The 13,916-nt window shown below is 57.3% G+C and carries 13 protein-coding genes and 2 pseudogenes; 14 read left to right on the top strand and 1 reads right to left on the bottom strand.

Annotated features, from left to right (window positions below; translation table 11 throughout):
* Positions 1 to 188: 188 nt before the first annotated feature.
* Positions 189 to 395: a TOBE domain-containing protein gene (locus Q363_RS17820; protein ID WP_035352768.1), complete on the bottom strand. Its 207-nt coding sequence runs from the start codon at positions 393 to 395 to the stop codon at positions 189 to 191.
* A 126-nt stretch (positions 396 to 521) separates the two neighbouring features.
* Here Q363_RS17820 and Q363_RS17825 point away from each other — a divergent pair, with 126 nt between their 5' ends.
* The 14 genes and pseudogenes from Q363_RS17825 to Q363_RS17880 all read left to right on the top strand — a co-directional run.
* Positions 522 to 1,538: a ThiF family adenylyltransferase gene (locus tag Q363_RS17825; RefSeq protein WP_035352771.1), complete on the top strand. Its 1,017-nt coding sequence runs from the start codon at positions 522 to 524 to the stop codon at positions 1,536 to 1,538.
* A gap of 1 nt (position 1,539) precedes the next feature.
* On the top strand, positions 1,540 to 2,538 hold the full coding sequence (gene moaA, locus Q363_RS17830; protein WP_035352774.1) for a GTP 3',8-cyclase MoaA: 999 nt from the start codon (positions 1,540 to 1,542) through the stop codon (positions 2,536 to 2,538).
* Positions 2,539 to 2,592: 54 nt separating this feature from the next.
* On the top strand, positions 2,593 to 2,877 hold the full coding sequence (locus Q363_RS17835) for a HypC/HybG/HupF family hydrogenase formation chaperone (protein ID WP_035352777.1): 285 nt from the start codon (positions 2,593 to 2,595) through the stop codon (positions 2,875 to 2,877).
* Positions 2,878 to 2,961: 84 nt separating this feature from the next.
* Complete coding sequence (hypD, locus tag Q363_RS17840) at positions 2,962 to 4,092, top strand: hydrogenase formation protein HypD (protein ID WP_035352780.1); 1,131 nt, start codon at positions 2,962 to 2,964, stop codon at positions 4,090 to 4,092.
* Positions 4,089 to 5,147, top strand: coding sequence for a hydrogenase expression/formation protein HypE (gene hypE, locus Q363_RS17845; protein WP_051978941.1), 1,059 nt, complete (start codon positions 4,089 to 4,091; stop codon positions 5,145 to 5,147). Before hypD ends, hypE begins: the two co-directional genes overlap by 4 nt.
* 10 nt (positions 5,148 to 5,157) lie before the next feature.
* A complete protein-coding gene (locus Q363_RS17850) occupies positions 5,158 to 6,342 on the top strand; it encodes a D-sedoheptulose-7-phosphate isomerase (protein WP_211256237.1) in 1,185 nt (394 codons plus the stop codon).
* A complete protein-coding gene (locus tag Q363_RS17855; protein ID WP_035352783.1) occupies positions 6,329 to 6,568 on the top strand; it encodes a glutaredoxin domain-containing protein in 240 nt (79 codons plus the stop codon). The genes Q363_RS17850 and Q363_RS17855 overlap by 14 nt, the downstream gene beginning before the upstream one ends.
* Positions 6,568 to 8,850 (top strand): carbamoyltransferase HypF, encoded by a 2,283-nt coding sequence (hypF, locus tag Q363_RS17860; RefSeq protein ID WP_035352786.1) that lies wholly within the window; start codon positions 6,568 to 6,570, stop codon positions 8,848 to 8,850. Before Q363_RS17855 ends, hypF begins: the two co-directional genes overlap by 1 nt.
* Positions 8,843 to 9,217, top strand: coding sequence for a hydrogenase maturation nickel metallochaperone HypA/HybF (locus tag Q363_RS17865; RefSeq protein WP_035352788.1), 375 nt, complete (start codon positions 8,843 to 8,845; stop codon positions 9,215 to 9,217). Before hypF ends, Q363_RS17865 begins: the two co-directional genes overlap by 8 nt.
* Positions 9,183 to 9,866, top strand: coding sequence for a hydrogenase nickel incorporation protein HypB (gene hypB, locus Q363_RS17870; protein ID WP_035352791.1), 684 nt, complete (start codon positions 9,183 to 9,185; stop codon positions 9,864 to 9,866). Before Q363_RS17865 ends, hypB begins: the two co-directional genes overlap by 35 nt.
* Positions 9,867 to 10,718: 852 nt before the next feature.
* A pseudogene (locus tag Q363_RS46415) lies at positions 10,719 to 10,778 on the top strand (sigma 54-interacting transcriptional regulator); the annotation flags it as partial.
* Positions 10,779 to 11,548: 770 nt separating this feature from the next.
* Entirely contained in the window at positions 11,549 to 12,322 is a 774-nt protein-coding gene (locus Q363_RS17875; RefSeq protein ID WP_051978942.1) for a LamG domain-containing protein, read from the top strand.
* Between the two features lie 47 nt (positions 12,323 to 12,369).
* A pseudogene (locus Q363_RS46420) lies at positions 12,370 to 12,516 on the top strand (hypothetical protein); the annotation flags it as partial.
* Positions 12,517 to 12,603: 87 nt separating this feature from the next.
* A partial coding sequence (locus Q363_RS17880) for a ligand-binding sensor domain-containing protein (protein WP_281176022.1) occupies positions 12,604 to 13,916 on the top strand: 1,313 nt, incomplete at its 3' end.

Raw genomic sequence — 13,916 nt, forward strand, 5'->3', positions numbered from 1 at the left:
ACTCAGAGGCTGCTGAACTTCAGCCTCGCTTCTCTTAGGGTTGTTCGGGATTTAGAAAATCGCGAGCCTGTTGTGGCGGCATTTCGCCGTCTGATAGATGTTGTTCGCATCGACTGAAAATGCCACGCGGCATCAAGCCGACAGCCGCCGGCAGGAACCAGTGACGCGATGACAGAGCGTACGGGGAATTAACCCTTTTGAATCATGACCTCGGTCGCCTTGATGACCGCCTTCACCGAGTCGCCCTTTTTGAGGTCCATCGCCTCGGCGCTAGTCCGAGTGATCACGCTCTCGATTATGTTGTTGCCGACCTTCACGGTGATGTGCGCCATGATTTCGCCTGTCCGAATCTCTTCAATCGTGCCGGTAAGTTGATTTCGCGCGGAAATAGTCATGCGCAGGATATTAGCAAGAATCTGTCAGTGCCTTCCCGAGTAAGTGGTAACCCAAAAGTAACTGTAGCCGCCCGGCAATTTCCCGGCGCACCCGAATGTGGAAGATCGATTGCAGGTACAAAGACCATGAACATCGACGCCCGGTACTCGCGCCAGGAACTCTTTTCTCCGATTGGACCCGAAGGCCAGGCGCGCATACGAGCGGCTCGTGTCCTTATCGCCGGATGTGGAGGCCTGGGAAGCAACAGCGCGAATGTGCTGGCCCGGGCAGGCGTGGGATTCCTCCGCATCGTGGACCGGGATCTAGTTGAATTGACGAACCTTGAGCGACAGTTGCTGTTCGAGGAATCTGATGCTCGGGACGGCGCTCCAAAGGCCGTTGCCGCCGCCCGGCACCTCGCCGCGATTAACTCAGAGGTGCGAGTAGAGTCAGTGGTCGCCGACATTGGGACAGACAACATCTTCGACCTGCTGCAAGGCATCGATCTCGTGCTGGACGGCTTCGACAACCTCCAGGCACGATATTTGCTGAACGACGCCTGCACGAAACACAACGTACCGTGGATCTATGCGAGTTGTGTATCTGCGACGGTGATGGCCGGCCTGTTCGTCCCCGGGAAGACTGCATGTTTTCGATGCCTGCACCGGGACCTGCCGGAGCCGGGGGCGGTCCGGACGTGCGATATGGCCGGCATTATCGCGCCGGCAGCACTGGTCGCGGCATCCATTCAGGCGTCGATCGCGCTTCGGTTCCTGACCGGGAAAGCTCTCCCCGAGACGTCCCTGATTGTGGCCGACGCGTGGGATCTTAGCCTCGACCGCATCGTTGTCTCCCGCGACGAAAACTGCCCTTGCTGTGCTCTGAAACAGTTCGATTTTTTGAACATGGCAGGGCAGCAGGCGATCACTCTGTGCGGCCGGAACGCGGTCCAGGTTCGCGCGGTCTTCGAGCGCCGGCCCGACTTCAAAGCGCTCGCTGGCCGCTTGGGCGCGGTGGGCGCGGTGCGGGTCAATGATCACCTGCTCCGGCTGGATGCGCCTCCCTATGAACTGACCTTATTTGAGGACGGGCGGGTGATCGTTAAGGGCACGCCCGATCCAAAATTGGCTCGCAGCCTCGTGGCGCGCTGGGTGGGGGTCTGAGATGGTCATCGGAACGCAACTCATCGACACATTCGGTCGTGTGCATAACAAGCTTCGGATCAGCGTCACAGATCGGTGCAACATACGCTGTTACTACTGCATGCCGGAAACAGGAACGATTTTCGCTCCGCGTGCGGGACTACTCTCAGTGGACGAGATCGAGCGGATCGTACGTGTCGCGGTGCGGCTCGGGCTGCGCAAGATCCGCCTGACCGGTGGCGAGCCGCTGGTTTGGAAGGATCTGGGCCTCCTTATAAGACGTCTGCTGGGCATCGACGGAATGGAGAGTCTCGCGCTGACCACGAATGGCGTCCTGCTAGCCGATCGTGCGCAGGAACTCTACGACGCCGGATTGCGCCGCATCAACGTACACCTGGACACATTGGATCGTGACGCCTACCGGCGCATCACCCGCCGCGACGCGTTCGAGAAGGTCATGCGGGGATTGCAGGCGGCCAACCAATTGGGTTACGGACCGATCAAGATCAACGCGGTTGCGGTGAAGGGGCAATCGGAGGACGATATCGTAGCCCTGGCGCGGTTTGGGCGCCAGTCCGGGATGCAGGTCCGCTTCATCGAGTTCATGCCTCTCGATGCGCAGGGACTCTGGAATTCGGAGAAGGTGCTCTCGGCCGATGAAATGGTTGCGATTCTGGAACGGAGGATTGGGCCACTGATTCCAGTGCCTGCAGCTGACGAGCGCGCTCCGGCGGCTGAATTCCGGTTCGCGGACGGCACCGGCACAGTGGGATTCATTTCATCAGTGACCAAGCCGTTCTGCGGCAGTTGCAACCGGCTTCGGCTGACCTCCGATGGCAAGCTGCGGTACTGCCTCTTCGCCGTCGATGAGACGGATCTGCGGCCCTTGCTGCACTCCCCCGACGACGATGCCATAGGCGACGCGATCTTCGGCTGCGTGCGCGCAAAGTGGCGAGGCCACTCGATCAACAGCGTGCAGTTCGTGCCTCCACCGCGACCCATGAGCGCGATTGGTGGTTGACCTTCACTCGAGAGATCATAGCCGTAGACAATCGTCACCGGAGGAAGTGGCTTCATGTGTCTAGCGATTCCAGGAAAAATCGTCCATCTATCTCGAGATCAGCCGCACCTTGGGACCGTGGAGGTAACCGGTGTGCGCCGCAGGATCGACTTAAGACTATTACAGGACGACATGCCGGTCATCGGCGACTGGGTCCTGATCCACGTCGGCTTTGCCATGACCAAAATCAGTGAAAAAGATGCATTGGAGCAGATGCAGCTTCTCACCATGCTGGGCGAAACGGAGCAGGCTGCAGAGGAGGTTCGCGGCTATGGGCTCGAGGACACGAGAGCACCATAACTTTTTAGTGCGCTTTTCAGTGCGCCCCTTCTGTGGACGAGCGGAATGTTCTCTTCGAGCGAAGTCGTGTTCTGAGGTTTCGACATGCGATATGTAGACGAGTTCCGAGACCCTGAACTGATCTTCAAAGCATCTGATGAGATCCATCGTCTTGCGGAGTCGGGAAGACACTATCGCATCATGGAAGTCTGCGGCGGCCACACTCACGCCATCTACCGCTTCGGACTGAAGGACATCCTGCCTTCCAATATTGAGTTGATTCACGGCCCCGGCTGCCCCGTGTGCGTCTTACCGATGGGGAGAATCGACGATGGCCTTGCGGTCGCGAAAAACGCCGATGTCATCTTTGCCGCCTTCGGAGACATGATGAGGGTTCCGGGAGCCCACGGCAGTCCGTTTGAGCACAAGGCCAAAGGCACTGATGTGCGCATCGTGTATTCTCCAGCGGACGCGCTCCAACTCGCGAGAAAGAACCCTGACCGACACGTCATGTTCTTTGCGATCGGTTTCGAAACGACAGCGCCTTCCACAGCCCTTACACTCATGCGCGCTAGGGCGGAAGGCGTCAAAAATTTCTCGGTATTTTGCAATCACGTAACGATCATCCCGGCAATCCGTGCGATTCTCGACTCGCCCGACATGCGGCTCGACGGCTTCATCGGGCCAGGACATGTCTCCACAGTGATTGGCTGCCGTCCTTATGAATGGATTGCCAGGACTGAGGGCAAGCCGGTTGTCACCTCAGGATTCGAGCCATTGGATCTGCTCCAATCCATCGTCATGCTACTTCGACAACTTCAAGCGGGCGAAGCGCGAGTCGAGAATCAATACAAACGGGTAGTGCCGTGGGAGGGCAATCGCGCGGCTCTGAAGGTCATGGCTGAGGTCTTTCAACTACGGCCTTATTTTGAATGGCGCGGGCTAGGATTCATCTCTCAATCGGCCCTTAAGATCCGCGACGAATACGCAGAGTGGGACGCTGAACAACGCTTTCCGATTCCCGGCACCCGGGTTACCGATCCTAAAGCTGCGCAGTGTGGAGAAGTGCTCAAAGGTGTACTCAAGCCTGCGCAGTGCAAACTTTTCGGCAGAGAATGCACTCCGGAACATCCGGTGGGCGCGCTCATGGTTTCTACAGAGGGTTCATGCGCAGCATATTACAACTACGAACATCGGAAGGCAGCAGCTCTGACAAGCATCGGTTCGCCGGCATGAACGGAAGACCTGCCGTTGAAGCCGTTGGCCCTGCCATACGCTTCCGAGACCCGCAGATCGAGATGGCGCATGGAGCTGGTGGCAAGGCGAGCCGCAGACTTGTCGAAGGTCTCTTCGCTCCTGTCCTGTTTGAAGACTCAAGAGCGCCCCTCGGAGATGCCGCGCACGTCAAGATCGACGGCTCTTCCGTGGCGATCACGACGGATAGCTTCGTCGTAAAGCCGCTTACATTTCCCGGTGGTTCCATCGGCGAACTTGCCGTGAATGGAACCATGAACGATCTCGCGGTCTCAGGAGCGAGGGGACAAGGGATGGTCGTGACCTTCGTGCTCGAAGAGGGCCTGCCCACATCTGTTCTCGAAGTCGAAGTCCGTGCCATGGCAGCCGCGCTGCGGCGAGCGGGCGTGGCCATGGTCGGCGGAGACACGAAAGTCGTCGAGCGCGGCAAAGCCGATGGCATGTACATCACAACAACGGGAATCGGTTGCCTCATGCCGCAAGTCACAATCGACACGCGGTCCGTTCGTCCCGGCGATAAAATTCTTCTCTCCGGACCGATCGGAGACCACGGCATCACCATCCTTCTCGCACGCGGAGAGCTTGATCTTGCGGCGGACTTGTCTTCCGATACCCGCTGCATCCTGCCTTTGGTAGAAGCGATGGTCGAGGAAGCGGGGCCAGGAATCCGGTGGATGCGTGATCCGACTCGAGGAGGCGTCGCGACCTCCCTCAACGAACTTGCTCGCGATTCTGGACTTGGAATCGTGTTGGCGGAAGAAGATATCCCTATACGCGACGAGGTTCGCGGAGCCTGCGAACTGCTCGGGCTTGACCCGCTGCATATCGCGAATGAAGGGCAGTTTCTTGCCGTAGTTGCTCCGGAGTATGCCGATGCTGCTTTAAACGCTCTCAATCGGGCGGAAGGCGGTGAGTATGCTCTCATCATCGGCGAGGTGCGAGAGGAGCCTGCGTGCTCCGTGCTCGTAACGACGCGATACGGCGGCAGCCGAATTGTGGACATGCTTGTTGGCGATCCTTTGCCAAGAATTTGTTAGAGCGATTGCGATGCAAACTACTTGCAAACTCACAGCGCAGATTGAAGAACGCCTCCTCATGCGGAACGACGTCATGGAGCACTTCTTCGCGCGAGAGGCAAGGCATCTGGCACAGGCCTGCCACGAGATGTCAGAGCGCTTCCTGCAGGGAGGGCGCCTGCTGGCCTTTGGCCGAGGACCATACGCAACCGATGCGCAGCATGTCTCGGTCGAGTTCGTTCATCCGGTTATCGTGGGAAAGCGAGCTCTTCCGGCACTTGATCTTTCCATGGCTTTTGAGCCGTGGCTCCACACAATCCTCAGTCCTGAAGACATCGTAATGGGGTTCGGCCCTCCCGGGGGCGATCCTGAAGTGGATGCCGCCTTAGCATGGGTTCGTTCCCGCAACGCAATGACCTTTGCGCTCCCGGGACCTGAGGGCTCATACGCACTCAAACCAGTCACGCAAGACCCATTCGTCCACCAGGAGATGATCGAGATCCTCTATCACACGCTCTGGGAGACCGTACATGTGTTTCTTGAGCACAGGGAACTCGGACAGGACGTTGGGCAATCGGAGTTCCTCTACCCGTTTCTAGGCCAGAGAAAACAGGAGATGTCCAATATCTTCGAAGAGGTGGCGGCCTCGATTCTGATGAAGGCCCATGACGACACCCTGCTACGAACTCAACTCGCTAAGGAACAGGCCGAACAGATCGGAAACGCATCGCGCGCCATCCATCAGCGCCTGTCGCAGGGTGGGAAGCTGATTCTCTTCGGAAACGGTGGATCTGCAACCGATGCCAATGATTGGGCCCTGGACTGCATACTCCCACCCGCAGGCTATCGCTCGATTCCGGCAGTATCGCTTGCCATGGAGCCAGCCAACATAACAGCTCTTGCGAACGACGTTGGCACAGAGGTCATCTTCCGGCGCCAGTTGATCGCTCAGGCGCGGCCGAAGGATGTGGCGATAGGCATCTCCACCAGTGGAGGCTCACGCAACATTGTGATGGCGCTTGAGGAGGCGCGGAAGCGCGGTCTGCTGACGGTCGCACTTCTCGGCTATGACGGTGGAGAGATCTTCCGTCGCGCTCTCGCAGACTTTCCCATCATCGTTCGCAGTGACTATATCCCGCGCATCCAGGAGGTTCAGGCCTCCGCCTACCATGTCATCCGCGAAACATTGGAGGTACTCGACCGTGGCGAGGCTTGAACTCTACGGCACCGCAAGCTGCCCCTACACGCAAGAGCTCCGCGAATCGCTGGAGTGGAACCGCCGCGATTTCCTTGAGTACGACATCGAGGCTGATCCCGAGGCCAGAGAACGTCTGCGCTCGCTCGACAGTAGCCTCTGCACCGTCCCCGTTCTGGTGGAGGATGGCAAAGTGATCCAGGTCGGCTGGCAAGGCCGCGGCTGCGTCGTAGGTTGGGGATCGTAGTGGCGATTGCACGCTCCATTCGCGTTCGCGGAGTAGTACAGGGCGTTGGCTTCCGCCCTTTCGTCTACCGTCTCGCTCAGGCAAACATGCTCACAGGTTGGGTACTCAATGGCAACAACGGAGTCGAGATTCATCTCGAAGGTGTCGAAGAGAATCTGGCCACATTCGTTCGAGAGATAAAGATGAGGCCGCCTGCCGCAGCGTCCATCGCAGAGATCCAAATCGAATCTGCATCGTGCGAGGGCTTGAGCGACTTCACGATTCGCGAAAGCGAGCAACTCGACCGGCCTACGGCTCGTGTCTCACCTGACCTTCCGATCTGCGATGATTGCCTCACAGAACTATTTGATCCAACCAACAAGCGGTACGGTTATCCCTATATCAATTGCACGAATTGCGGCCCACGTTATAGCGTTATCCACGCGTTGCCCTATGATCGGCCGAACACCACAATGCGCCGCTGGCCAATGGATCATTACTGCAGCCATGAGTACCACGACCCAGTCAATCGCCGCTTTCATGCGCAGCCTGTCGCCTGTCCCGCCTGTGGTCCGAAGCACTCTCTCATCATGGACGGGGTAACGACGATCTCAGATGACACAGGCGCAATTGAAAGAACGGCACAGCTTCTCCGTGAAGGTAAGATCGTGGCGATCAAAGGCCTCGGAGGCTACCACCTGGCCTGTGACGCGCGAAATGCCGAAGCCAACACTGCCCTCCGCGAGCGGAAGTTCAGGAAAGAAAAGCCGTTTGCACTAATGGCTGAAGATCTGGAAACAGTACGCGGCCTGGTTCAGCTTACTCACGACGTGGAAATACTGCTGACGTCCAGCGCTCGGCCGATTGTGCTTGCATCGAAGAAGCTCGAACTTGCCGGTGTCGCTCCCGAAAATAATGAGCTTGGTGTGATGTTGCCGTACACGCCTCTACACCACCTTCTCTTTGCTGCTGGTGCGCCTGATGTGTTGGTGATGACGAGCGCGAACCGCTCCAGCGAACCGATTGCATACGAGGATGAGGATGCGCTCGAGCGTCTCTCTGGAATCGCTGATGCCTTCCTCGTTGGCGAACGCCCCATTCCGCGGCGGGTCGACGACTCGGTCGCGCGCGCGAGCGCCTTCGGCCCCATGATCCTGCGACGCGCCCGCGGATACGCTCCCGGAGCCGTTGCCATGCTGCCAACGAAGCGCCCAATCCTGGCCGTAGGCGCCGACCTCAAGAACACCATCACTCTCGTCGTTGATGGGCAGGCGTTCGTCAGCCAGCACATCGGAGACTTGGACCACTATCAGTCATTCCGAGCCTTTGATGAGACGGTGACCGACCTGATCTCGATGTACAACGTACGCTGCGAAGATCTACTCGTCGTGCACGACTGCCACCCGCAGTATGCATCCACCACCCATGCTCTGGCATTGCCTTGCTCAAGCAGATGCGCTGTGCAACATCACCGCGCGCACATCGCGTCAGTCCTCGCCGAGCGCGGTGAGTGGGAAGCGAAGGTAGTGGGAGTCAGCTTCGACGGCACCGGATACGGTGACGACGGCACGATCTGGGGTGGCGAGTTCTTCGCTGGCAGCGTGCAACAAGGTTTCACGCGAGTGGCCCACCTGCGTCAGGCAGTTCTACCCGGAGGGGACGCAGCATCTCAATATCCCATACAGGCCGCCGCCGGATTTCTCTCTCAGATTAATGACTTGCCCGATATGGCTACAGCGCCGTTCAGCTTCACCCCCCGTTATCACGATGCTGTGCAACTCATCGATCGAGGCGTTCGCACGTTCTCCACCACATCCATGGGCAGACTCTTTGACACGGCCGCGGTCCTGCTTGGCTTCGTCAGACAGACGACCTTCGAAGGACAGGCCGCAATCTGGTTAGAGCAAGTGGCTAAAGGTTCATCGGCAACGGACGCGTATCCATTCCCATTCGCCAATTACGAACTGGACTTCCGTCCTCTCCTTCAGTCTGTGATCCGTGACCGCACCCGCGGACGTCCGGCACGAGAGATTGCTCGCGCATTTCAACGAGGAATCGCCCAGGGCCTGTACTCCTCGATCAAAACGCTCTGCGAGGAGCATGGAAGTCATACTCTAGTCCTCTCCGGAGGAGTCTTCCAGAACGAGTTGCTATTGGAGGATCTCAAGCCGCTTCTTGAGGCAGAGCATCTTCAGGTCTGGACAAACCACGCTGTCCCCCCCAACGATGGTGGAATCAGTCTCGGCCAGGCTGCTCTCGCGGTCTTCGAGCAAAGTGCAACCGATGGAGCCGCGTATGCATGAACTCTCTATCGCAATGAGTATCGTGGATCTAGCGCTCGAAGAGGCGGAGCGTCGAGAAGTCAGGATCGATGCTGTCCACCTGGAGCTTGGCCGGCTATCCGGTGTCGTCGCCGAAGCGTTGCTCTTCTCTTATGAGATGGCATGCAGCGGCACACAACTGGAGGGCTCCAGGCTCGTCATCAAGGAAATACCCATCGAGGTCTACTGCCCGGCCTGTAAGACACAAAAAATCTTGAGTTCGATGCAATGGTTCTGCTGCCCTGAGTGCGGTACATCTACGTCGGACGTCATTCACGGAAAAGAACTGGCAATTACTGCTCTGGAGGTACGAGATGAGTGTCGAACCGCGCCTGTTGGAAGTGCGTAAGAACGTCCTGAAGCAAAATGATGTGATCGCTCGGGAACTGCGAGAGCGTTTTCGAACGCAACGAACTTTTGTTGTGAGCCTCGTCTCAAGCCCAGGCGCGGGTAAGACGGCCTTTCTCGAAAAGACGCTAACGCTCCTGCAACCGCACTACCGTGTGGCTGCACTCGTCGGTGACCTCGCAACCGAGAATGATGCCGTGCGCCTGGCGCGCAGTCAGGCCCCAGTCAGGCAGATTACAACTGGAACTCTCTGTCACCTTGAAGCTGCGATGGTCGACAACGCGCTCAAGGAATGGGGGATCGGCAAACTCGACTTTCTCTTCATTGAGAACGTCGGCAATCTGGTTTGCCCTTCGTCCTACGACCTGGGAGAAAATCTTCGCCTCGTCCTCCTTTCGGTTACAGAGGGCGAAGATAAGCCGCTGAAGTACCCCACCATCTTCAACAGCGCAGATGTGGCTGTGATTACAAAGATGGATCTCGCTGAAGCAGTTGAATTCGACGAGGAGACCGTGAAGGCTAACATTCAAGCCGTAAGGCCTGGAATGCGCCACTTCGCGGTCTCTGCAAAAAGCGGTGTGGGTCTGCAGGAGTATCTGCAATTTCTCACCGCCCGCATCGCAGAGCCCATGCAGCAAGAGCCGGCCTGAAATCGCTCGCGCCTGCACGTATCATAAAGTTCGAACAGCGGCGGACGTCAACGAATGAGTCCGCCGCCCTCTCTTCAAATCAAGCCAGCACAGAGTTCGCAGTTTGAAGTGAAGGATAGTCGATGTAGCCGTGCGCGCCGGGAGCATAGAACGTATTAGGGCGATCTCAGAAAACGGATTTTTAAGTACGATAAGCCGGTCGTAGTGGTCTGAACTTGCCGGCGCGGATCTTGGCGCTGTTGCGCCAATTCGCGCACCGGGCTTCCACCTTGGATGATCGCTCATGCGGCCAGGGATGAATTATTCGCACGGCAGGCAGAAATGCTGCCACGAGTTGCGCGGCCCGATCCCACGTTGTGCGATCCCTCTGGCTGCGTCGCCGAAGCGAACGCCTCCAGAGGTCAGTAACGTGGTGCCGAAACGCACACAAGCTCTTGGTGTTAGTTGGCACCGCATGGTACGCAAAGTAGCCACGCACCACTTGCCCCAACCATCGGCCCTGCTCTGGAATAGGTTCATGCATTCGTCGCCGCAGCTCTACTTTAATGGCTCGTAACCTGACCGCATCCGAATGAGTCTATGGAGATTGAATCAAAGCACGCCTGTAATCAGCCATTTAGCTAGATCAACGAAGGCCGATGAAGCGATCTCTGCAAGCCCATCCACCCCGAGTATGGCACAGTCGAGCGTCCGCGGCGCCTGCGGCTTCGTTCTTGCCTGTGACTCGCCCGCAATCAGTGGGCAGAGCCATCGAAGACTCGGTCTCCAGTGGCGAATAAACGATAAATTGGCGTTTGTGCCACATCATGGGTTTATTCCAAAAGTTGGAGGGCGCTGAGCGTGTAAGTCAGTGAGTGTGGTGCGATACCAAAAGATCTACTGGAATCCGAACTTTTCGGTCACCTGGCCTGATCCTTCCAGCAGCTCTCTGATGAGTTCACGGCTTAGGGCGTTATCGTCTGCTACAAGAATGATCATGCCAGTGGTCGGACCTCGTTGAAGGTGCACACCGGAGCTCAGTGCGGTAAGATTTCGGTTCAAGCACTCTGCAGGGTGCCTCTCACCTCGCGCATCCAGCAGTCTATTGTGGGGTCACATGCAACTGCGACTGTGGTCCCAGTTTTCTTGCAGCAGTCGCTGCTGCTGGTTTTCTGCATTGCGCTGAACAGTTGCCAGTCGCATAAAGCCAATTCCGGACCTTCGGTCGAGTTCACCCATATCCCGCCGGCGCCGCAAGGTGGACGAGAAAGAGTCGACACTTCTATGGACGGGTAAGAAACGCTCGACCAAACCAGCAGATTGTTATTTATGCGCACAGCGGGCAATGGTGGGTGCAGCCCTGGCCGCCTTACCTCGGATCGTGACGGAGATCGATGGTGTCGCGCCTGCACATACTCGCACGTACCGCAACATTGTCAGTGCTGTTGGCGTCCTTTGTGCTGACCGGATGCCACTCTTCAGCAAAAATTTCAGCTCCGCCGCTTGCTTTCAGCAAGGTCCCCGCCGCAGATCAGGAGAGTCCCTACAAGACAGACATAATCGAAGGTCGTGCCACAGGGGCTCGACCCGGGCAGCGAATCGTGTTGTACGCAAAGACAGATGGACGATGGCGGGTGTATCGGCGATCGAGTCAGGCGTTTACGAATATCGAACCTGACGGCCGGTGGAAAGCTTCGATCCAATTGGGAACACAATATGCCGCTCTGTTGGTTGATCCAACCTACAATCCGCCTGACCAGACTGAATCGTTACCGATCGTCGGCAACGGCGTGGTGGCGCTGGCAGTCGTTAACGGGGAAGGCCCCGCGCCGGTACTCCCGTCGCCCAAGATACTGAACTTCAGCGGTTACGAGTGGACGACGAGCACCGGGCCAATTTTCCGCGCTGGGTCAAGAAACTTTTTCGATCCTGCGAACGTTTGGACGGACGAAAGAGGTGCACTGCATCTTCGCATCTCGGGAAGCCCGGGAAAGTGGACTGCCGCGGAGGTGAAGCTCACGCGCAGCCTGGGATACGGAACATACAGGTTCCAGGTGCGCGATGTCTCTCATCTCGAACCTTCTGCTGTTCTGACCCTTATCACTTGGGACGGCGTTGGCACCGAGAGGAACCGCCGCGAGTTGGACATTGAGCTTTCTCGTTGGGGATACAGTAATAATGACAATGCGCACTATGTCATCCAGCCTTACTATGTTCCAGCTAACATTGTTCGATTTAGGGTACCGGGTGGTGTGTTCACACATTCGTTCCGCTGGGAACCGGGACAGGTAACGTTTTCGACCGTAGCGGGATCGGGCAATGCAGGCCGTGTGCTCAACCAGCACGTGTTTACCTCGGGAGTTCCTTCCCCGGGGGGCCAATCGGTGCGCATCGCCCTGTATGTTTTCCATCAGGGCCAGATCCCAGTGAAAGACGAGAATCAGGTCATAATCGACAAATTCGAGTATCTCCCGTGAATTGCTCGTTGAAGCAAATTCGATGGATCCTTATTGGAATTGCGCCAGTGTGCCTCTTCAGCGATGCGCGTGCACTCGACCCCAATCGTCCGCCGTCGCAGTACGTTCGCGAGCAATGGAGTGCAGGGAGTAACTTTCCCGGTGGGGCGGTAAATGCGATTGGGCAAACCGCCGATGGATACCTCTGGATTGGGACCGACAAAGGCCTGCTACGGTTCGACGGTTTTACCTTCACCCCTGTCTCATTTACGTCGGTTGCTTCCGATTCCAATGTTCCCATCTTGGAACTCCTTACGGATGCCGGCGGAGGACTGTGGATCCGTCCACAGGGCGCTGATGTCGCACGCCAAAAAGACGGCAAATTTGAGAGTGTCAGATACGGTGCAGAAGCAATGACATCCCAGATCACTGCGGTGTCTAAAGACAGCAAGGGGGGAGTACTGGTTTCGGACATCGCCAAGGGCACATTCGACTTCCGGGGAGACGAGGTTCAGAAACTGACAGCGCCCGCTGTCTTACCCGGTTCATCGCCGGTAATCTCTATGGCGGAAACAACAGAAGGCAAAATTTGGCTGGGCACGCTTGGCGCTGGTCTCTTTTTTCTGGCGGGCGGTCGAGCTACCAACGTCAACGCAGGATTGCCCGACCGAAAGATCAACTGCTTGCTGCCGATCGGCAATCAGGAATTGTGGGTCGGCAGCGACACGGGCTTGTATCACGGGAACGGGAAAGACTTTCGGCGTGTTGGATTTCCGTCCTCCTTTGGTGCTGTTCAGGTTTTGAGTATGCTGCGCGATCGCGATGCGAATGCCTGGGTGGGCACAGCGCGCGGGCTGCTGCGTATCAATGCCAAAGGTGTTTCGCTCTCAGAAGAGAAGGAGCTTCGCGGAAACGGTGGGATTAACGCTCTGTTTGAAGACCGTGAAGGGAATCTCTGGATCGGAGGTGCGCGAGGGCTAGACCGCATTCGGGACAGTGCGTTCGTAACCTATTCATCTGTTAGCGATCGTCGTTTCGAACACAATGGCCCTGTATATGTCGACCCGGAGGGCCGCACCTGGTTCGCTCCCGCTCAAGGTGGGCTGTATGTTCTCCAGAACGGCCGCGTTCAACCCGTTACATCGATACCACCAAATGAGGTCGTCTATTCCATCAGTGGACGGGCAGATGTGGTGTGGGCCGGACGTCAACGCGGGGGACTGACCCGTCTACGATTTCGCAACGGTGCGATAGCGAGCCAGAGTTATACACAGGCAAACGGACTGGCCCAAAACAGTGCCTATGCTGTTTATGAGAGCCGAGATGGCTCTGTGTGGGCCGGCACACTAAACGGCGGCGTCAGCAAATTCAAAGATGGGCACTTCACCACTTACACGACGACCAACGGACTCGCTTCGAATACCGTCTCGTCCATCCTTGAAACCCGCGATGGTGCAATGTGGTTTGCCACACCTACCGGGCTGAGTTCTTTTTCAAACGGCCAATGGAGAACCTATACAACGGTAGAGGGTTTGCCTTCCCCAGAGGTGAACTGCCTTTTCGAGGATTCATCCGGAACTCTCTGGAGTGGAACGTCTGCTGGTCTTGCCTCTTT

Origin of the sequence: Edaphobacter aggregans DSM 19364, assembly GCF_000745965.1 — a bacterium.
Classification (GTDB): Bacteria; Acidobacteriota; Terriglobia; order Terriglobales; family Acidobacteriaceae; genus Edaphobacter; species Edaphobacter aggregans.